At 35.7% G+C, this 19,783-nt stretch carries 24 protein-coding genes; 8 read left to right on the top strand and 16 right to left on the bottom strand.

Annotated features, from left to right (window positions below):
- Positions 1-3 precede the first annotated feature (3 nt).
- Genes BALOs_RS15165 through BALOs_RS05030 form a run of 5 tightly spaced genes read right to left on the bottom strand, consistent with a single transcriptional unit; the run spans position 4 to position 1,908 of the window.
- Entirely contained in the window at positions 4-177 is a 174-nt protein-coding gene (locus tag BALOs_RS15165) for a hypothetical protein (RefSeq protein WP_158536826.1), read from the bottom strand.
- 38 nt (positions 178-215) lie between these two features.
- The gene (locus BALOs_RS05045; RefSeq protein WP_115360847.1) at positions 216-533 is read right to left on the bottom strand and encodes a hypothetical protein; all 318 of its coding nucleotides are present in this window, start codon (positions 531-533) and stop codon (positions 216-218) included.
- Positions 523-1,083 carry a hypothetical protein gene (locus tag BALOs_RS05040; protein ID WP_120404483.1) on the bottom strand — a complete coding sequence of 187 codons (561 nt, stop codon included), beginning with the start codon at positions 1,081-1,083 and terminating at the stop codon, positions 523-525. Before BALOs_RS05040 ends, BALOs_RS05045 begins: the two co-directional genes overlap by 11 nt.
- A 40-nt stretch (positions 1,084-1,123) precedes the next feature.
- Complete coding sequence (locus BALOs_RS05035; RefSeq protein WP_115360851.1) at positions 1,124-1,423, bottom strand: Hpt domain-containing protein; 300 nt, start codon at positions 1,421-1,423, stop codon at positions 1,124-1,126.
- A gap of 23 nt (positions 1,424-1,446) precedes the next feature.
- On the bottom strand, positions 1,447-1,908 hold the full coding sequence (locus BALOs_RS05030) for a two-component system response regulator (protein WP_115360853.1): 462 nt from the start codon (positions 1,906-1,908) through the stop codon (positions 1,447-1,449).
- Positions 1,909-2,100: 192 nt separating this feature from the next.
- Here BALOs_RS05030 and BALOs_RS05025 point away from each other — a divergent pair, with 192 nt between their 5' ends.
- On the top strand, positions 2,101-2,781 hold the full coding sequence (locus tag BALOs_RS05025; protein ID WP_115360855.1) for a response regulator transcription factor: 681 nt from the start codon (positions 2,101-2,103) through the stop codon (positions 2,779-2,781).
- 2 nt (positions 2,782-2,783) lie between these two features.
- Here BALOs_RS05025 and BALOs_RS05020 read toward each other — a convergent pair whose 3' ends face one another.
- The 5 genes from BALOs_RS05020 to BALOs_RS05000 all read right to left on the bottom strand — a co-directional run bounded on the left by BALOs_RS05020 (position 2,784) and on the right by BALOs_RS05000 (position 9,118).
- A complete protein-coding gene (locus BALOs_RS05020; RefSeq protein ID WP_115360857.1) occupies positions 2,784-3,086 on the bottom strand; it encodes an Hpt domain-containing protein in 303 nt (100 codons plus the stop codon).
- Between the two features lies 1 nt (position 3,087).
- Positions 3,088-3,474 carry a response regulator gene (locus tag BALOs_RS05015; RefSeq protein ID WP_115360859.1) on the bottom strand — a complete coding sequence of 129 codons (387 nt, stop codon included), beginning with the start codon at positions 3,472-3,474 and terminating at the stop codon, positions 3,088-3,090.
- Positions 3,474-6,059, bottom strand: coding sequence for a GAF domain-containing hybrid sensor histidine kinase/response regulator (locus BALOs_RS05010; RefSeq protein ID WP_120404482.1), 2,586 nt, complete (start codon positions 6,057-6,059; stop codon positions 3,474-3,476). Before BALOs_RS05010 ends, BALOs_RS05015 begins: the two co-directional genes overlap by 1 nt.
- A gap of 68 nt (positions 6,060-6,127) precedes the next feature.
- Positions 6,128-8,023: an acetate--CoA ligase gene (acs, locus tag BALOs_RS05005; protein WP_120404481.1), complete on the bottom strand. Its 1,896-nt coding sequence runs from the start codon at positions 8,021-8,023 to the stop codon at positions 6,128-6,130.
- A gap of 63 nt (positions 8,024-8,086) precedes the next feature.
- Complete coding sequence (locus BALOs_RS05000) at positions 8,087-9,118, bottom strand: serine/threonine protein kinase (RefSeq protein WP_162929555.1); 1,032 nt, start codon at positions 9,116-9,118, stop codon at positions 8,087-8,089.
- A gap of 80 nt (positions 9,119-9,198) precedes the next feature.
- Here BALOs_RS05000 and BALOs_RS04995 point away from each other — a divergent pair, with 80 nt between their 5' ends.
- Positions 9,199-9,639: a DUF4430 domain-containing protein gene (locus BALOs_RS04995; protein WP_115360868.1), complete on the top strand. Its 441-nt coding sequence runs from the start codon at positions 9,199-9,201 to the stop codon at positions 9,637-9,639.
- An 8-nt stretch (positions 9,640-9,647) separates the two neighbouring features.
- Here the strand turns inward: BALOs_RS04995 and BALOs_RS04990 are convergent, their stop codons facing one another.
- Positions 9,648-11,135 (bottom strand): YdiU family protein, encoded by a 1,488-nt coding sequence (locus tag BALOs_RS04990; RefSeq protein ID WP_120404479.1) that lies wholly within the window; start codon positions 11,133-11,135, stop codon positions 9,648-9,650.
- Positions 11,136-11,144: 9 nt separating this feature from the next.
- Positions 11,145-11,366: a SlyX family protein gene (locus tag BALOs_RS04985; protein WP_115360872.1), complete on the bottom strand. Its 222-nt coding sequence runs from the start codon at positions 11,364-11,366 to the stop codon at positions 11,145-11,147.
- Positions 11,367-11,587: 221 nt separating this feature from the next.
- Here BALOs_RS04985 and BALOs_RS04980 point away from each other — a divergent pair, with 221 nt between their 5' ends.
- The 6 genes from BALOs_RS04980 (at position 11,588) to BALOs_RS04955 (ending at position 17,056) form a co-directional block, all read left to right on the top strand.
- On the top strand, positions 11,588-12,016 hold the full coding sequence (locus BALOs_RS04980) for a TlpA disulfide reductase family protein (RefSeq protein WP_115360874.1): 429 nt from the start codon (positions 11,588-11,590) through the stop codon (positions 12,014-12,016).
- Positions 12,017-12,057: 41 nt separating this feature from the next.
- Positions 12,058-12,510, top strand: coding sequence for a DUF5522 domain-containing protein (locus BALOs_RS04975; protein WP_120404478.1), 453 nt, complete (start codon positions 12,058-12,060; stop codon positions 12,508-12,510).
- A gap of 97 nt (positions 12,511-12,607) precedes the next feature.
- On the top strand, positions 12,608-14,095 hold the full coding sequence (locus tag BALOs_RS04970; protein ID WP_120404477.1) for a DUF4105 domain-containing protein: 1,488 nt from the start codon (positions 12,608-12,610) through the stop codon (positions 14,093-14,095).
- Between the two features lie 14 nt (positions 14,096-14,109).
- On the top strand, positions 14,110-14,700 hold the full coding sequence (locus BALOs_RS04965) for a hypothetical protein (protein ID WP_115360880.1): 591 nt from the start codon (positions 14,110-14,112) through the stop codon (positions 14,698-14,700).
- A gap of 182 nt (positions 14,701-14,882) precedes the next feature.
- Positions 14,883-16,415, top strand: a complete 1,533-nt coding sequence (locus BALOs_RS04960) for a hypothetical protein (protein ID WP_120404476.1) — start codon at positions 14,883-14,885, stop codon at positions 16,413-16,415.
- Positions 16,416-16,486: 71 nt separating this feature from the next.
- Entirely contained in the window at positions 16,487-17,056 is a 570-nt protein-coding gene (locus BALOs_RS04955) for a hypothetical protein (protein WP_120404475.1), read from the top strand.
- On the opposite strand, the gene BALOs_RS04950 is transcribed toward BALOs_RS04955, so the two are convergent.
- From BALOs_RS04950 to BALOs_RS04935, 4 genes are read right to left on the bottom strand one after another with little or no spacing between them, the layout of a single operon-like run.
- On the bottom strand, positions 17,040-17,831 hold the full coding sequence (locus BALOs_RS04950) for a hypothetical protein (protein WP_120404474.1): 792 nt from the start codon (positions 17,829-17,831) through the stop codon (positions 17,040-17,042). The two genes, BALOs_RS04955 and BALOs_RS04950, sit on opposite strands and share 17 nt — an antisense overlap.
- Complete coding sequence (locus BALOs_RS04945) at positions 17,828-18,052, bottom strand: hypothetical protein (RefSeq protein WP_115360890.1); 225 nt, start codon at positions 18,050-18,052, stop codon at positions 17,828-17,830. Before BALOs_RS04945 ends, BALOs_RS04950 begins: the two co-directional genes overlap by 4 nt.
- Positions 18,052-18,990, bottom strand: a complete 939-nt coding sequence (locus BALOs_RS04940) for a hypothetical protein (RefSeq protein ID WP_120404473.1) — start codon at positions 18,988-18,990, stop codon at positions 18,052-18,054. Before BALOs_RS04940 ends, BALOs_RS04945 begins: the two co-directional genes overlap by 1 nt.
- Positions 18,987-19,760 carry a phosphatase PAP2 family protein gene (locus BALOs_RS04935; protein ID WP_120404472.1) on the bottom strand — a complete coding sequence of 258 codons (774 nt, stop codon included), beginning with the start codon at positions 19,758-19,760 and terminating at the stop codon, positions 18,987-18,989. The genes BALOs_RS04940 and BALOs_RS04935 overlap by 4 nt, the downstream gene beginning before the upstream one ends.
- Positions 19,761-19,783: the final 23 nt, after the last annotated feature.

Below are 19,783 nucleotides of genomic sequence, written 5' to 3'. Positions count from 1 at the left end.
TATTTAAGAATACATTTGAAATAAAATCACAGCAAAGAAGACTGCTACAAAGAGAATAAGGATTAGATAGAGACCTAAATCACTTCCCTCTTCATTACTACTCTTATAGTTACTTGTTCTTCCTTCATATTCAAAGTTCTTTACTTCTACAGTATTAACATCTGTTGTATTTTCCATACATTCTCCATAATTTTAAAATGACTAATTTAAACTCTTTATGAAAATGAATGGTATGGTGGGCTTAATCCGGAGTGACCTCCAAGATGTCTTTGAAGGAAGTGTGTTTGTGAAAACTCATTAACAATAAATATGTCTATGAATACTAATTGAAGGTTATAGTTACTAATAAATTGAGGATGATCAAAATCGACCTCTTCTTCACTTAACTCAGCTTCCTCAACAGATAGATCTAGGGAAATTGAACTATTAGTCTTAGTGAAATTAGAATGGTCTTTATGTAGGCCTGCTGAATTGTGACAAATGGCCCCAAATAAGAAAAGCGATAATAGAAGATAGAGTGATCTAATTTTCAAAACGCCACAGTCCTCTTACATTTGATACACCTGAAACTCTCCACTTATCTTTCTTGCGTAAAGTGAAAGTAAGCTCAACTGGCTCAAGAGTATATGCACCCTCTTTGATATTCTTCAAAATTGTAGCATTGGCCTGAGCTCTTTTCGAAATAAGAGGTGGCCTTGTAAGGCTTAATAAAGCAATTTGCATATCAAATTTATTATCAAAGTCAGGAACCATGACTATGGCCTTAACTGTAGCACTTCTTCCCTCTTCATTAACTTCCACAACCTTGAATGAGAGAAGTCCTTGAATTGACTCCAGTACCTCTTTCTTTGTCTTCTTAATATTCTTTTCCCAAGTAACGACATCTTTTACAAAGCCACGATAGTCCGCAATTTGTTGCTGAGAACCAAAGCCAGGATCATAGTAACTAAATGTCTCTTCAAAATTAACTAAGAAAGTCTCACGAATGACTGTTTCAATAGTTTCTTTTGAACTTGGTTTAGAGCAACTCATAAGAGAGATAGTTAAGCCTAGAAACAATAAATGGATAAAAGCCTTATTCATTGCTCCATTATACATGAGATATAAGTAAAATCGTTAGTTTTTATAAGTATTCTTTCTTTAAAAATTCAACATACTTAGAAAAAACAATATACCAAACCTTTATCCCCTGATTATCTCTTTCAACAACAGCATCCTTAATCTTATGCACAATTTGATCCATCTGAGTAAAACCATAAGATCTGGCCGAGCCTAGGATCGTGTGACATATCTGCCTCATGCTAACGTAGTCATTCACTCCGTAAGCAAAGGTCAATTTTTCAAAATCACTAATTGTATACTTTACGAAATCAGGAAGTAATCCAACAAGTTCATAATCTGTTTTTGCTCTTTCAAACTTCACTTTTTCTCCACTTCTTAAATTAGTTAAACAATATTTTGATAAGATTCTCTATATAGAAGGTTATAAACCGTCTTCTTTAAGACTGCACTGGCCACAGGTTTTTGAATAAATGCCGGAAAGTCATCACCACTATTTTCAACAAGCGAGCGGTAATTCACATCTTGAGATATAAAGATATATGAAATATCCGCACTACTTAATGACTTAATGACTCTCTTCACACTCATTCCATTAGTATCATTAAGATTAATATCAATTATGACCAGATCAACATCATAGGCAGTGATATAGTCAACTGCCTCGTATTCATCATTAAAAGTGATAACTTCTAACTGATAGTCTGACTCAAGAATTGGCTTTAAGTAATTTGTCATCTTTGGGCAATCATCAACTATCACGACGCGTTTTTGATAAGACCTAATCTTTGTCTTATTGTGATCCTGCAGCTTCTTTGCCCTTACATCAAATGTTCCATCAAGTTTCATAGAAATCCTTCCTTTAGTTCATTTCTTTTGACATAATATAAAGAAGTTGTGGGCCAGTTATCGCCAAGATTTCGAGAAGCCATAACAATTCAATAATTACGGCAACTTAAGTCAGTATTGTTTCTGTTTTTCAATTTGAGATTAGGAAAATTATGCTGCTTCGAATGAGCAATAACTACTAAGAAGAGAAGAATGAAGAACTACTTACTGATTGAAGACGATATTAGAATCCATAATCTCATTAAGGTTTATTTAAATAGTGATGAAAAGCTTCACTGTTATCAGGGCACCAAAGATATTCACAAGGTCCTAGAGCAAGTTAAAGTTGATATTGCTCTAATTGATATCCAGCTGGAAGATGAAGATGGACTTGCATTCTTTATGGAGAAGCGTGAGATCTTTGATAAGAATAATATCCCTGTCTTTATCCTTAGCCAAAATAAGGATCTTGTCACAAAGCTTAAGGCCTTTCAATTTGGAGTTGATGATTATATTGAAAAACCATTTGAGCCACTTGAACTATTTGCAAGAATTCGAAGAAAGGTTTCAAAGAATCAAAATAACTCACAAGACTTATCAATTGGAGACCTAACATTTAATGTTCTTAATCGAACGCTCTTTCTTGATGGACACGACGGTATTGAAGAAATTAAATTATCAACAATTGAATATAGTTTAATTCTCTACTTTGCCATGTCACCAAATATCGTTCTATCGAGGGAAACTCTCTTAAATGAAGTATGGGCAGATAAAGAAAATGTTACTGACCGTACCATCGATCATCATATTAGTAATTTACGAAAGAAGGTAAAGTCTAATAAGTATCATATTAAGACTCACTTTGGCCTTGGGTACTCATTCGCCCAATACTAGTCTTAGTACTTTAATTTAGTAGAGATGAACTCAATGTATTTTTTAAATACTTCATTCTGTTCTTGAATTTTATCAAGCTCACCTTCATCAACTAGATTCTTGATATTTCTAACTATCTCATCAAGTTCTTCAAAGCCATAAGAAATAGCTGTTCCAAGAATAGTATGACAAACATGCTTCATGGCCTCCACATCCTTATCACCATAGGCCAATTGAAATTTTTCAAAGTCTACTTGAGTATTGTCTATAAATGCCGGAATAATCTCTTTTAAATCTTCATCAATATTTGGTTGCTTAAATTCCATACTACACTTCGCTTCTCTTTAAAATTTTAGATACTTTCTTTAATAATAAATCTTTTTCAACTGGTTTTACAATATAATCGTTAACACCTAGGTCAATAACAGTTTTTGCAATCATATAGTCTTGGTTGGCCGAACATATACAAACAGGGATCTTTTTCAGTTTTTTATTTTCATTTCTTAAAACTAAGAATTCTCCACCGAACTCATTCGTCATATTTAAATCCAGAAGAACTAAGTCAGGAGAATAGGTATCAAGAACTTCATAAGTCTCTTTTAAGCTTTCACATGACTCAACAATTAAATCAAGCTCTTCAAGGTATAGCTTCATTAAACGAATAAAACGTTCATCATCATCAACAACAAGCACCATTTTGCCACTAAATTTCATTATAATTTTCCATTTTTATTTAATATTTTATCTATTGCTTCTAGAACACTGTTCTTTTTCACTGGCTTTGTTAGATATTCATCACAACCAATTTCAAAGCAACGATCCATATCCTCTTTAAGAGCAAAAGCAGTGAGAGCAATAATTGGAGTTCTTACTCTTTTCTTATCTTCTTCTAGTTGCCTTATCTTCTTAATCGCCTCAAATCCATCTAGAACAGGCATTTGAAGGTCCATAAAAATAAGATCAAAATCAGCTTCATACTTAAATAAGTAAAAGGCTTCCTGACCATTTTCTGCTTCAACAATGTCAAAGTTTTCATTTTTCAAGTAGACGTTAATTAAATTTCGATTATTAATAGCATCATCAACAAGAAGAATCTTAAGCTTCTTAGTCTTCTCTAACTTCGTTGGTAATTCATCTTCTTTTTTATGCTTACTAGACTGCTGCGGGCCTATGCTCCCCTTTTTCAAATTCAATGTAATTTGAAATTGACTTCCAATTCCAACCTTACTTGAAACATGGATAGCTCCCCCCATCAGTTCAACTAACTCTTTTGTAATAGCAAGTCCTAACCCAGTTCCACCATGTTGGTGAGTCGTTGACTTTTCACCTTGATCAAAGGCATTAAAGATACTCTCACTAACTTCATCTGGTATTCCAATACCACTATCAGTAACTGAAAAATGAATATTACCAGGAAGATCAGATGAGTTTTCTTTAATTACAACTCGTACACTTCCTTCTTGTGTGAACTTAATAGCATTTCCTATTAAATTAATTAGCACCTGAGTAATACGAGTCGAGTCTCCAATAAAATATTCTTCAACTCCATCTTCAATATTATAGGAAAGCTCTAACCCCTTCTCCTTAGCTGGCCAAGCAAAGATATCCATAACTCCTTCTAAGAGTTCCACTAGACTGAAATTTCTATCGTCGATGGAAATAGCAGAAGCTTCAATTTTAGAAATATCTAAAATATCATTTACAAGATTCAATAAGACTTCACTTGAGCTTCTAAGAGTACTTGCATATTGAATATACTCAGCAGGAAGAGGTGAATTAGCAAGAAGATCAGCATAACCAACGATGGAATTGAGTGGAGTTCGAATTTCATGACTCATATTTGCAAGGAATAAGGACTTTGCCTTTGAGGCCTCTTGAGCATCCTTAGTTGCCTCTCTTAGGCTTCTTTCATATTCAACCTGCTTAGTCATATCCAAGTTTACGCCAATATGACCGGCCGTATTTCCACCGCGATTTCGAAGAGGTGTTGCAATAGTTTTTGTGCGAGTCACCTCGCCAGTTTCCACATTGCAAAAATCAATATTGAGGTAAAATTCCTCTTCATTTAGAGCAGCTTCTGCCCATTTCTTAGCGACCTCCTCTCTTTGGTTAGAGTCAATGGCCTGAACCCAACCTTCTCCGAGAGCTTCTTCTTTATTCATACCTGCATAATCGAGCCAACGTTTATTTTGATACTTGGCGAGACCATCTGCACTTGTTAGAAATACACCTACCGGTAAAAGTTCCGCGAGTGTTTGAAACCTATTAAAACTATTTTGTAATTCTTCGAAAGCTTCCTGTTTTTCTTCAACAGCTTGCCAAGTCTCTATTTTCTTAGCAATAAGCTGAGAAAGAATTTCGACAAACTTAACCTCTTCTTTTGAAAAGCCACTTTTTCTAATGATTCTTGAAGAATAGTTTAAAGTTCCAAAGACTTTACCCTTAACGATAATTGGTGCACCGATATAGGATTCAAGCTTCATGTTTACATAAACAGGATGAGAACACATCTTAGGATGCATACCAACGTTTGAGAAAACAACTGTCTCTTTTCGAGATAGAACCTCAGCACAGTATGTGTTTTCAACTTCAGCTTCAAATCCAACGGTAATTTGCTCGTCAGGTCCGGTTACTTCAATAACTTTATATATTCCATCTTGAATATGGCTAATAATTCCATATTCGAGATCAAGAACAGCTGTACCTTTTTCTAAAAATTTTTGAAAATGATCAAAAGGATTTCCACGAACTCCAACATTAAGACTCTGGATTTCCTCCATCATAATTGAAAACTTATTACTGATAGTTAATTCGCTACTCATTTCAATATATTGAGAAATACCTTTTACTAAATTAGAAGCCAGTCGTACTTCATTCTCAGTAAGCTTTCTTGGTTCTTTGTCATAGAGAGATAACGCTCCAAGGACATACTTACCTTTAACGATCAAGGGAAAGCCAGCATAAAAACGATAATTTTCATTATCTATTCTTTGTGCCTTCATTGAAAACCTTTCATCGTTTTCTATATCTTCAATAATAAGGGGATCAAATCCCTTTGCTGTATTTAGAAAAAGAGAGTCGGAAACCTTTAGTTTTTTTGAATTGACGCCAAACGAAGACGTGATAATTTGATCACGTGTATTATCAATAGAGATAAAGCCAATTGGACATTTGACAAGTATCGCTACTGTTTCCAGGATACTGTCAAATGTCTCAATAATAGGCTCATTAAATATTTTTAGAGAGTTAAAAAGGTCAACCCTCTTTTCTTTAAATTCAGTTAAATTGGTCTTACTCATTTTTTTTTCTCAATATCAAAATTCTAAGAAAATTATAACACCTTTTTTGATCTGTGCACGAGTCTTCTTTATTTTACGCCTTCTTTTATTTCTTCCACAACTGATGGATCAAGAAGAGTTGACGTATCACCAAAATTATTAAAGTCATGTGCAGCAATTTTTCTAAGAATTCTTCTCATAATTTTACCACTTCGTGTTTTTGGAAGACCTGAAACAATCTGAATCTTATCAGGACGAGCAACGGCACCAATTTCTTTAATAATTGTGTCGTTGATATGTTTTGTAACTTCTGCCTCATCTTTTAAATCAGTCACAACATAAGCATAGATCCCCTCACCTTTTACATCGTGCGGGTAACCAACAACGGCACTTTCAGCGATGGCCGTATTCTTACCGATAGCATTTTCAATCTCGGCCGTTCCAAAACGGTGACCAGACACATTGATAACATCATCCACGCGTCCTGTGATTCGCATATAACCTTCGATATCGCGTTTGGCACCATCACCAGAGAAATAATACCCCTTATAAGTTCTAAGATAGGCATTCATGAAACGCTCATGATTCTTATAAACAGTTCTAAGCATTCCTGGCCATGGGTGCTTAATACATAGCTTTCCTTCGGCCATTGTTTCACCAATTTCACGGCCATCATCATCAACAAGAACAGGAACAATTCCAGGAAGAGGAAGTGTTGCTTTACAAGGCTTTGTCTTTGTCAGCCCTGCTAGTGGAGAAATAAGAATCCCACCTGTTTCAGTTTGCCACCAAGTATCTACAATTGGACATTTCTTCTTTCCAATATGCTCATTATACCAATGCCAAGCTTCAGCATTAATAGGTTCACCAACAGAGCCTAGAACCTTTAAAGTTGAAAGGTCGTATTTAGCAGGAACATCGTCTCCACACGCCATTAAAGCACGAACCGCAGTTGGCGCAGTATAAAAATGTGTCACCTTATTCTTTTCAACGATATCCCAAAAGCGTCCCGCATCTGGATAAGTTGGTACACCTTCAAACATCATTGTTGTGGCACCATTTAAAAGTGGCCCATAAGTAATATAAGTGTGTCCAGTGATCCAACCGATATCGGCAGTACACCAATAAGTGTCATCTTCATCAACTTGAAAGACATTGGCAAAAGTATAAGCGGCCCAAACCATATAACCAGCTTGCGTATGAACAACACCCTTAGGCGTTCCAGTTGACCCCGAAGTATAGAGTATAAATAATGGATCTTCTGCATCTAGTTGAGGAGCTGTGTGCTTATCGGAAGCTTTATCAAAGAGATCGTGCCACCAAAGATCACGCCCTTCTTGCATAGTTACTTCATTATTTGCACGCTTGTGTACAATTACATTCTTAACACAAGAGCAGTCTTTTTCTTCTAGGGCCTCATCGACAATAGACTTAAGTTCAGTGACTTTAGTTCCGCGAAGTCCTCCATCATTTGTGACAAGAACACTACACTCTGCATCTACAATTCTTCCGGCTAGGGCCTGAGCTGAGAAGCCACCAAAAACAACAGAGTGAATCGCACCAATTCTGGCACAAGCAAGAACTGTAAACATCAGCTCTGGTACCATAGACATATAGATACAAACACGGTCACCTTTTTTTACACCAAGCTCTTCTAACATATTTGCCGTTTTACAAACTTGAGCGTGAAGTTCTTTATAAGTGAATTCTTGATTTTTCTCACTAGGATCATTAGCAACATAGACCAGTGCTTTCTTATCACCTCTTGTTTCAAGATGACGATCGAGACAATTTTCAGTGATATTTAATTTGGCACCATTAAACCAACGAATTTCCCCATCAGTAAAATCACCTAACGTAACATCTTGCCACTTTTTAGAAAATTGAAAATTCTCTGCGATCTTTCCCCAGTATTCACTCGGGTTATTCTTTGCCTGCTCATAAGCGGCTTCATATTCTTCGAAAGTTTTAAGACGAATATCCATATTCTTTACCTCATAAAATTTTAGTGATTAGAACTAAATTTTCTCGCAAAGATATGAATTCGTCTAGTAAACGTATGGATTCTTAACTTCTATAATCTTACTTAGTAAGGCCCTTAAATCATTCATTTGGCCGTACCAATAATTAGGCGACTCAAAGTAGCCAAAAGTATATTTAAATGACGGATCGTCCCATCGCTTCGCAATCCATGCACTAAAGTGAATGAGGCGTAGTGCACGAAGAGAAGGAATTAATTTTAGCTGCTCATAAGGAAATGAGCGAATGCTATCATATGCCTCTAGAAATATATTTCGATCGATAATCGATTGTTGATCATCCCCTGGACAAATCGGCCATACATCCTGAACAACTGGGCCCATTACCATATCATCAAAGTCAACAAAGTAAGAATCATCACCTCTTAAAATGATATTTCCTTTGTGAAAGTCACCATGAACTCTTTGAAAGTTCATATTCTCAAAGAGAGGCTTTGATTCACGAATGATCTGATCACAAATTGTAATGAAGCTTTCTCTGATATCTGCAGGAATATAGTCCGTAGACTTTAAGTAGTTAAGATTAGCTTCTCCGTAAGATTCAGGAGTGAGTTTTATTCGATGTTCGGCCGCCTTAAGAGCACCAACACTATGGATACGAGCAAGTGAGCGTCCCATTATTTCAAGTTGCTCTTCATTCATTTCTTCAGGGTTTCGTCCCCCTCTCTTTTCATAAAGGCAATACAAAATCTTATGATCAGGCATTTCAAATAGAGTTTCACCATCAATATTTAGTGGTGGAATCACTGGAACTTCTGCTTCCACAAGGTCATTTAAAAAGTCGTGTTCATCTCGTATTTGTTCCTTTGTCCAACGTCCAGGACGATAGAATTTGGCCACGATAAAATTATCACTTGGTGACTTTATCTCACTTTCAGGTCGATCAACTTCAATTTCATAAACACGATTTTCGATACTATTTAAAGGTAAACAACGGCCAGTGGTTTTAAAGCCCACAGCGTCAATAGCATCCAAGATGGCCTCTGGATTTAATTTGAAGAAGTATTGGGTCTCTTCACTACCCCAAACATATTTAGACATGTAAAAAATCATACGCTTGCGCATAGCGCCATGGCAATGAAAACATCGAATGTTACAAAGCCATATATTTAGGAGAGATTATGTATAAATTTGCACTTTTAGCACTTATTTCAACTTTTAACCTTGCTGCAACTTTTGAATTTGTTGGCCCATGTGAAAGAGCCGCTCTATTTGAAACCCAAATGCAACTAGATAATGGTGCAACAGTTGGAAGTGCAACAATTAAGCTTCTAAATACTTATCAAATCCCTCATAAGGGTACACAACGAGGAATGAATTCCATCTTTGATACTCCAACAGGAATTGATGCCATGGAGGTCTTAAGTGATACTCAAATGAATGCTCATGGATGGTGTTACTCAGTAAATGGCCTAAGTCCAGAGGTTTATCCAAACGAAGTTGAGCTTAAAGACAACGATCACGTTATGTGGTGGTTTGGATACGCTCACTATGATAGCGGAAAATGGATCACACAATGTGAGCCGACTTGGAAGCGAGCTCCTGCACAATTTTGCAACTAGGCCCTAAATTAGCTTGAACAACTTAGAGTTGAGCATCCTGGTCGTGAAGTCGACCACTCAGGAGCTTTTTTATAAAAAGGTCTCGTGAACTCATTTAATTCATATGGATTCAAAATCGCCTGCTCTAAATTACGTAGACTTGTTTCATCACCATTTTCTAGGTCATCAAGAACAAGTTGAACGATATAATTTCTTGGAATAAAGACAGGGTTTGATTCGTTCATAACTCCATAGGCAATCATAGGATCTACTCTTTGAAGCTTTTGCTCCCTTTGCCATTTCTTTAACCACATATCCAGACGATTTCTATCATCATTAGTTAAGTCTTTATAGAAGATGCTTTGCCAGTCAACTTCTTTGCCCTCCATCACATCCATTAAGCTGCGATAAAAGAGGGTCATATCTGCTTGAAGATCATATTGAAGATCAAAGAGTTCATCTATAAATTGACGCTCACAGGTTTTAAGTCCAACTTTCTTTGCTTGAATATCTTGATAGAAGTGATGGAAATTATCAGGAAAGCTATCCAGTTGTGCATCGAGGTTATCAAGACAAACAGTCTGAAGCGCCTCTTTTAATTGAGCAAGATTCCAATATGCAATATTGACTTGATTAATAAATCGGTAACGTTTTTCTCTAAAGTCAGTTGTATTTGGTGTCCAATTAGGATCGAATCTATCAAGCCAACCATAAGGCCCATAGTCGATAGTAAGTCCTAGCATTGATAAGTTGTCAGTATTCATCACTCCATGAACAAAGCCAACACGCATCCATTCACTCATGAGATAAGCAGTTCGGCGCACAACCTCACCAAACATTTCCTTAATGGACATGCCAGGAAAATAATTTTCTATCGTATAATCGACAAGTTCTTTTAATTCTTCGAGTTCATGGTTGGCCGCATGTATTTGATAATTCCCAAACCTCAAGAAACTAGGTGCAATTCTAGTACAAATAGCTCCTTTCTCGTAAGCAGCATTTCCATCATAGAACATATCCCTAAGGACATCCTCTCCGGTCTCAACAAGGCTTAATGCCCTTGTGGTTGGAACTCCTAAATGAAACATTGCTTCAGAGCAAATATATTCTCTAAGTGATGAGCGAAGAACGGCCTTACCGTCTGCTCCCCTTGAATAAGGAGTTAGACCTGCTCCTTTCAGTTGAATTTCCATCCCATTTAATTGACCAAGGCTCATGGCCCTGCCATCACCAAGCTGTCCGGCCCAATGTCCAAACTGATGGCCACCGTAGCGAGCAGCAATCGGAGTTGGAATATAATTATCTTGATTACCACTTAAAAGTTTAATCCAAAGTTCTTTATCTGAATCTTTAATTCCCATGGCAGAAGCTAGGCCATTACTCCAACAAAGTAATTTGGGATTAGGTGCTTTCTCAGGTGTAACTTTAGAAAAGTGTGCACCTGGAGTTTGTTGAGGGCGACCTGTTAGCTGTTTAAACTCTCGTAGCCCCTGATAAATTTCTTCGAGTTTAATCATTTTTTGCCTCTAGTAATGTGGTGGCTTAAAGTCTTTAAGATTCTCAAGTGTCATCTGCTCAGCAGGACCGTCGCTCTGGGCAGCCACGAGATTCTTAACATGTGCAACTAATTCATCAATGATAAACTCTTGCTTTGTTACAACTTCATTTAGTTGGCCTAATAAATGATCTTGATGACAAAATTTTTCTTCAAGATCGACTAATCTCTTTTCAAGTTCTTCTTTATTCATGTTTATTAAATACTACATTCCTTAAGTAGCGTCTATTTATTAGTCGTAGCTTACTGTACTTCTAGTAACTTAGAGAGGTGTCAAAAATTAGGATTTAATTAATCACTTCTATTTAAGATCATGCTAAAATATTTGCCATGAAAAAGAAGTGGAATTTTGCCACCAATTTTATCAGTCTCATGCTGCTTGGGTTTATAATTTACAAGCAGGCGCCTGCTGTCATGAATAACTTTAAGAAAGAGGGCTCTAATCTCAATCCAAAAGAATATCTTGATATCAGAACAAATGAGAAGATCAACTTTCCGTCTCAAAATGAGAAGGATCACTCTATTGCGATCTTTTGGGCAACGTGGTGTGGGCCATGTAAAGTTGAAATGCAAAGACTCCATGACTCAGTATTGGAAGGAAAAATCAATCCACAATCAATCTACGCTATTAACGCATTTGAAACAGGTGTAAAAGTACGTCGCTTTATTAATCAAAGTCCATATAAGTTTCGTTTCATAAATTCTCCTTATGCAACGAGAAAGCTCCAAGTAAAGTCCACACCCACAACAATCTTTTTAAAGGGTAATAATGTCACTTCCATGAGTTCTGGTTTGAGCTTAATTGGTATTTGGCGAGCAGAAAAGCATCTGGCCACAAAGTAAGAACTCTCGACAAGAGTTTCTTTAAAGGCTAATATCGATTTATGGATTCAAATCAAAAACTTACATATACTAATGATGAAGGCTTAGAGGTTAAGACATCACAATTTTTAAGAAACCGAGGTTCTTGCTGTCGAACAAGCTGTCTTCACTGCCCATATGGATTCACTCTTAAGAATAACGATATCACTTTTAGAGATGTTAATGCACAAGAGATAAAACTGGCACAAACAATTATGGATGAAAGTGCTGGTAAACAAGAAGAAACCTCTTCCATTGCGGCTTCACTCATGGGATCTGCATTTGGTACACCTAAGAAAAAAGTTAATTCAATACAAATTAATGATGAAAATTATCACAATTATGCTTTTGCTACTTTAAAAGAAGTTGTCTTTGGGCTAATTGAAAAAGGACCTAATCAAGCAAGAAAGCTCTACTTAAGAGAGCACTTTAAAGAGCAAGGCCTGGATATCGACTTCATAAATTCAACGATTTAAACCTGTTCATTAAATTTACACCCCTAAAAACTTTTACAATCATACTCATCTGAATCTCTAAATAACCTATATTAACAGGGAATATTTGGAGAATTAGATGAAGAGAACCGCACTACTTTTAGTAGTACTAACTACATTAATTTCAAGCTTACAGGCCCATGCCAGACACAGCGACTCAGACTTTCGTGAAAGACAACGTGAAAGAATGAAAGAACGTCGCAAAGAAAAAGAGCGCAAGAAGAAAATTAATCGAATCAACTGGTCTGCAAATTATCAGGACTTATTAAATGAGAATGGTCGCTTCTTTCAACGCCTATTTAGGCGTCATGATGCCGGTCGAATTATAGGCTTAGAGCTTATTATTGCATCAAGTTCTTGGTCAAATATTGAAAGTGGCTTTGGTCACACGATGCTTCGTTTTGTTGATGATATTGGAACTGAATCTGATGATGTTGTTCTAAGTTTTGTAGCAAATGTCGATAGTGTAAAGCTCAACTATGTAAAAGGTATTTTTGGTGGATACCCAGTATTTCCTCAAGTCAAAAGTCTTCGTCTTTTTATGGATGAATACAATAACAGACAAAAAAGAGATCTTGATCGATACATTATTATCTCAAATGAAGAAATCAGAAATAACGTAATTAACGAGTTAAAAGAACAATGGCGACAGATCGCTAAACACCGCATTGAAACACATAAAGGTGTAATGCAAGAAACTGTTGAAAAACTTAAAAACTACTCTAGTGAAAAATATGGCCAGGGACAATATGGAATCCTGCCACTGAGGTCGCAAACAGGGTCAATCTATGCCCTATCAGCAATTCCAAAGAAAACTGAAGGACAAGTAAAGACAACAGTAGAAGAAATCTTTCCTCTTCTTTATGACCTTCCACAAAGTAGTGATTTGGGAGATTATACTTTCTTTGCAAATAATTGTGCTGGAGCACTTGTAAACTTCTTTAAACAAGTAGGACTTCCATATCATAAGAGCCTTGGTATAAAAGGAAGAATCCCACTAGCTCTACCAAAGTACTTAAAAAGAGCATTAGTTAATCCTTATCCAATTATTAAGATTAAATCACTAAGAGAATTAAAAGAAAAAGTTGTTGAGATACTTGATCTTAAAGATATTGATCAACTTCGATACGACATAAAACCAGAACAAGTTAAAGTGCTAATTAATAAGCTAAGTCTTAATGAAATTAGAAAACTAAATGAGATTGTATCATTTGACCTAGCTGCCTTTAATGAATACAAGGCCTTTATCAAGAAAACAGACCGTATTGGATTTGATGAATTACATGGCCTAGAAAAGGTTCCAGCTAACCTCTATGAAATTTGTAATAACTCAAAATGCGAGTCTGAAATCAAGACAAGCTTAGAGTCATTTTATGGAAAAGGTACTTTAGCAAAGATTCAAGAAGAAGGACAAAAGCTTTCTAAAAGAGAAATTATTAAGTGGAAACGCGATCATCGAACAAAAAGAAGAGTTCGTGTCTACACTGAACCATACGAAGGACTATTAGTTAACAAAGAAATACTAGATCATCAAAAACGATTCTATCTTTTACATGAGAGATGGTAATTTTAGGAGGAACAATGAAAAAATCACTTTTAGCACTTGGGCTACTATGCTCTATTGCAACAACAGCAGCACAAGCAAATTGTCTTGAGCTTTACAAAGAAAGAAATGATGCACCTACTGATAAAGCAATTGGTACGGCAGCAGCACTTAGTACAACAGGTGTAGCACTTGCCTGGGGTGGAACTGAGCTTGCATCATCAACAATTGCAGCAGGAACAGCTGTTTTAGCAGATTCAGATAATGTTATCATTGATCTTATCGCTCTAGATATTATTCATGATGGTATTACTTCAGCAACTGAAGCTGTTTACTACGGTTCATCAAGTACGCTTGCTGCCTCTGGTGTTCTAGACTCAAGTAGAAGAAACTTCAGCGGGCAAATTAAGCTTATCGAAGATGCACAACTTGCACCAAAAGTAACAGGGACAACTCTTGCAGAATTTACAGAAGACTTAAATGACAAGCGCTCTGAAGATGCTAAAGTTTCAACAGCAGATGTTGCTAACGAAATACGCATCGCTAACGATCGTCTTGAATTCTGTATTGATCCAGATGATATGATGTCTATGTCTGAGATTAGAGATTTCATCAACAAGCAACTATAATACTTGTCTATATCGTGGGCCAAATTCCTTGGCCCACTGTTTATTTCCTAAACACTTTTCAATAACTAAACATTCAATTATTTGCTAACACCCTATAATCACGATATGAACTTGGCATATCTATTGCATTTATATATGAAATAGAAAAATCCAATCGTAAATCACAATTAGGGAGAAAGACGATGAAGAATATCTGTTGCCTAGCTTTAATGACATTAGTCGTTTTCAGTACAAATACACAAGCTGAAAGCTACCGTGGAAAGTTATTTAAGAAAGATGGTGTTGTGAAAGCAAAAATCCATATTGATGGCCAAGTCGACAACTTCAAAGTTACACAATTAAAATTCCCTAAACGCTACAACAAGTATCTCGATAAAGTCCTAGTCAACTCTCCTGATTATGTCTTTGAGTTTGATGGTGAGATCTCTGAGAATAATCTTATTATTGATAAGATGCCAAGAGTTGTTGCCGACTTAGAAGATCGAGTTGGAGTTCTTACAAAAAGTGCCGATGGTTCATTCTATCTTAATGATCAAAAGGCTGAGTTTGGAAGAACAAAGAAGATTTACGGAACAAAATTTGATAAAAAATCACGTGACTATTTTGTAGGAAAGAAAGTCCACACTCAAGGTCACATGGAAGACAATACATATATAATTAATGCAATTATTCCTGCAAACCTTTTCACTGTTGGTGATAATCCATATCCAGCAAATAAGAAATTCGAAAAGAATCCTTTAAAATACATTCTTAAAGAAATGCCAAAGAATAAAAACTCACAATCACTTGTGCCATTTAGAGGAACAATTCGTCATCGTGATAATTATCAGGCCACTCCAGGAGATCACGTTTTTGTTGTCACTTTAAGTGGACGACAAGGAGATATTCCAGGCTCAGCAGCAGGACACTTTGCTATTGGAATGGGAGAAGTTCAAAAAGACTTATCAATAAAAGGTGAAACATTTAATTTTTACTTTAAAGGTGAAAAAGAGGTTCTTGCTAGTAATACAGACCTAGTAAGTTACTTTGGTCACCTAATTCAAGGACAGGTTAATTACCGTCCAACTTATACACTAATTGGCTATGCTCGCTCAAAAGAAGATATGATGAAAGTTCGTGATATCTTTGAAGAACAACTACATCGAGTACGTACAGAAGAGGGTCTAGAAATTACTCCATTTTATAATTGTACAACGACTTCTAATGATACAATGAGAGAAATTGGAATCAAGGGAGCACATGAGTTTGCTATTAGTAATATCCTTGACTACCAATTTTATCTACCACTTAGCCAAAAAGCGCCAAAAGATGGAACTGATGCATCGAAATTATCTCAATTACGTTATATTCTAAAAAGAGATTCTGAGCATTACGTACCCAGAAAAGCATTTGAGTCTTTTGCTAAAGCAATGGTTTATCAAAGTAAGCGATTAAAGCTAAAAAGAACTGATTATATATTCTTACCTCAGACACCATCAGAGAGAAAGATGGGTGGTATATCTTATGATGAAGTACTTGCTGAAGGAAATAAGATTGTTAACTTCAGTAAGGCCAGAGATGAGAGAATTGCAAAAGAAAAAGAAGCAAGAAAAGTACTAGCAGACGAAAGCTCTACACAAGAAGAGATTAACGCTGCAAAAGAAGTACTAGCAAAAGCTCCTTCTAAAGAGGAAGATGAAAAGCAAATTGATGAGCTTCTCTATAGTATCGATTAATAAAATTTAAATACAAAATTAAGTTTCTCCTAAACTATGACTGGCGCTTTAGTGATAATAAAAAGCATATTATGGCATTTTCCTGGTATCAGTATCATCGTAGTGGAAGAAAAGTACTTGCTGAAGATATAAAATATGAGGATAAAGATGGTAATGAGCAAACAATCCCAACTGGAACACTCATCGACTCAGTATTTAACTTTGATATCATAAGACTCTTCTATGCTTACTCATTCTTTCTTGATGATCGAATCAACCTCTCAGGTGGTGCTGGATTCTATGTCATGCCTATTGAAGTAGGTGTTGGTGAATCAGGACAAACAAAGACCAAGAATAGCTTTGTTGCACCATTACCAACATTTAAACTCAAAGCTGAGATTAACTTAACTCAAAAATGGATTTTTAATAGTGAGTTAAATCTCTTCTATATTAAGATAGGTAGCTTTTCTGGAAAGGTCTTTTCTAATAATCTCTATGCTGACTATCGATTTGATAACGGTTTTTTCCTAGGACTAGGTATCGAAGCATTTAAAATCGATATAAAACTAGATGAAGATAACACAATTTTTGAATCTGAGCTTGATGGACGAGTAATTCTGGCCAATCAGTCACTACTAATGCGTCTTAGGTATGATTTATAGGAGTCTTATATATTTTTAAATATAGATCAATCCAGGCCAGAACCTCTTGTTTCTTCTTATTAAATTTTTCGACTTGTTTACTTGTTAAGGATTTTTGAAATTCATCAAAGAATTTAAAGAAGTATTCATTGTCTTTTAAAACTTGCTTTAAATTCTCTACATCACTAAAGTTTCTTTTCAATGCTTCTTGGTAAGCTATTTGATCATCTATCTTTAATGTCTCGACAAATTTCTTTCTCCAAGCACTTGAAGCCTTAAGATTTTCCTTCTTCTTTAAGTAATCCACAACAAGCTTTTCCACTAATATATCTTGCTTGGGTGTTAATTCACCAAACAATCTTGAAAGCCTATCGACTCCTCGCTTTTTATAGCTTTTAAGATCAGTTTCTCTTTTTTCATTTGCTTTTTTCTGTTTTTCAACAAGCTCCTTTCTTTGCTTACTATCAAGCTTAGAGAGCACTTCAATAGAAATAGCATTTACATCTTTTAGAACACGAGAATACGGAGGATATCCATTCACGACTTGCTTTCTTAGAGAGTCTTTCGTTATATCATAATCAGCTAAGATTTTTCTTAAGATGATTACTTCTTTATGATGCTCAAAAAATGAAGATGTTACCTGAGAGCGAAGTTCTTCTTCCTGCGCCTCATCTAATTCTAAATAGTCTTCAATTTTGTCACTGAGGAAGTCAGGTGCCTTACGTAGAATAGTTTCACGATAACTACAGCTCGATAAAAAAATAAATAGAAATAAGAAATATAGGACTTGTTTCATTTTGGGCACTCCACTTGTCGCCACTTCTTATCATTTACATAGCGAAGAGTGCGTGCATCCTTAACACCTGCTTCTTTTAACCAAATATCCCAACCCCACTGTCTCATAACAATATAGGTCTTTGGAAACTTATCACTTGTCACACAAGTATTTGCTTCTCTTTGAATTACAGTTTCGCCACCACAGCTTATAAAAAAAGCAAAGGCCAATAAAAGACTCATTAGAACCACTTTTCAACTTTAAATATAAAATCTAAAAAAGTATTATCTGCAACATAGAGATCATTGTTATTTATAAGTAAATTATAACGATCAATACGTTGATTAACTTTAAAGCTTATAATACCTAAACTATTTTGAAACTTAAGATAGTCAAATTCTATGTAATAATTTTGTTGAGTTGATTGATCCACATTAACTCTCTCTGTCACACCAGTGAGGTCAAAAGCGTCGGCCGAAAGAAAATTGAAGCCAACAGTCGCTCTTATATTCTTTGTCACTTTAGCTTGTCCCAGAAAGCCCAACAGAACCTGAGAACTGTCTTGTGCCTTTAATCGTTCATTATTAAATTCTGACTGATTAACACCACCATTGTAGAAGTTAGCACCAATGACACCCATAAATGAAAAAGTATTAAAATCAATACCAGTATACGCAGCAATCTTATAGTATTCTTGTCCATCAAAAGGACTTACTGTTCTATTTAAAGGAGTTTTAGAAGAATTAGTAGCACCCCATACAATAGAGGCTTCAATATCAAAGAAGACTTCATTTTCTTGAATTAATCGATAACGTAAATCAATGCTTGGATCATAGAATGCAAAAGGACTCTTCTCAGGTGTTTCACTATCATTTTCATCTTCTAGATGAGTATCAAAATCAGCTACTTCAGCATGAGTACTAAAAGCAATAAGAAAACGATCCGATATTGAATACCTATAGTTAATCCCAGCAACCAGAACAGAGCGATCAACCTCAAAGAATTCTTCAACGCCACCAGATCGATCATCAAATTCCATTTCATCCAATGACCAATAGATAGAATATTCTACTACACTCCCACCCTTTTCAGGGAAGCGATATAAGTAGTCTAGACTCTTAAGTTGGGCCATTGATGAAAAAGAGAAGAAGATCAATAGAATAGAAATTAGATAATTCATAGAGAAACCCCAATGCTTAGACCGTAACGGTTACGAATAGGATCAACAGTTGGAGTTAGAATTGCTCCATTCTTATTATTAAATCGATACTTTCCATTTTCATCAAAGTGAAACTCGTACATGAAATAACTCGTCAGAGATCCTATAAGGGCCCCAGTAGCGACATCTTTGAAGCTATGTTTATTTGCATCAATACGAGTCCAGCCAATATATGAAGCGTAAATAAGTGGTAGAGATGCAATGTAAATATTTTCATGAAACTTCTCGCTTCGATAAATATCCATACTCATCCACATCCCAACAGTAAAAGCATGAGTTGTATGACCACTTGGAAACGAAAGATAATTAGATTCATCTGGGCGCTGTTTATTTACAGCATACTTTGTACCAAAAGTTATCCCCTGAGAAATGAGCATAGACTCAGTAAAAACAAATGCTTTTTCAAAAGCGTATTCATCATTTCCAAATAAATAGTATCCATACATTCCAGCTGTTAAAACTTCAGGCCCATGATTACCTAGTTGGTATGCCCATACAGGAACTTCAATATCATCTTCGTTAAAGTCGTAATCACTACTATCGATTTCTTGTTTTACAAATTCAGGGGAAATTATGGAATATGTCACTAATTCGATAGCAAAGAAAGTAGCTAAGAATTTGATTTGGATTGGAGAAACATCCCAACGACTCTTACGGATATGCTCAGAAGGAGGTGAAAACGCAAAAGTGTGAATGGTCACAAATAAGAATAAGATACATGCTTTTAACATATATTAATGAGACCAAATTTTAC

The sequence above is a fragment of the Halobacteriovorax sp. BALOs_7 genome (assembly GCF_003612895.1).
Taxonomy (GTDB): domain Bacteria; phylum Bdellovibrionota; class Bacteriovoracia; order Bacteriovoracales; family Bacteriovoracaceae; genus Halobacteriovorax_A; species Halobacteriovorax_A vibrionivorans.
Note: the sequence above shows the minus strand (reverse complement) of the source record. Positions and strands in the feature narration are given on the sequence as shown.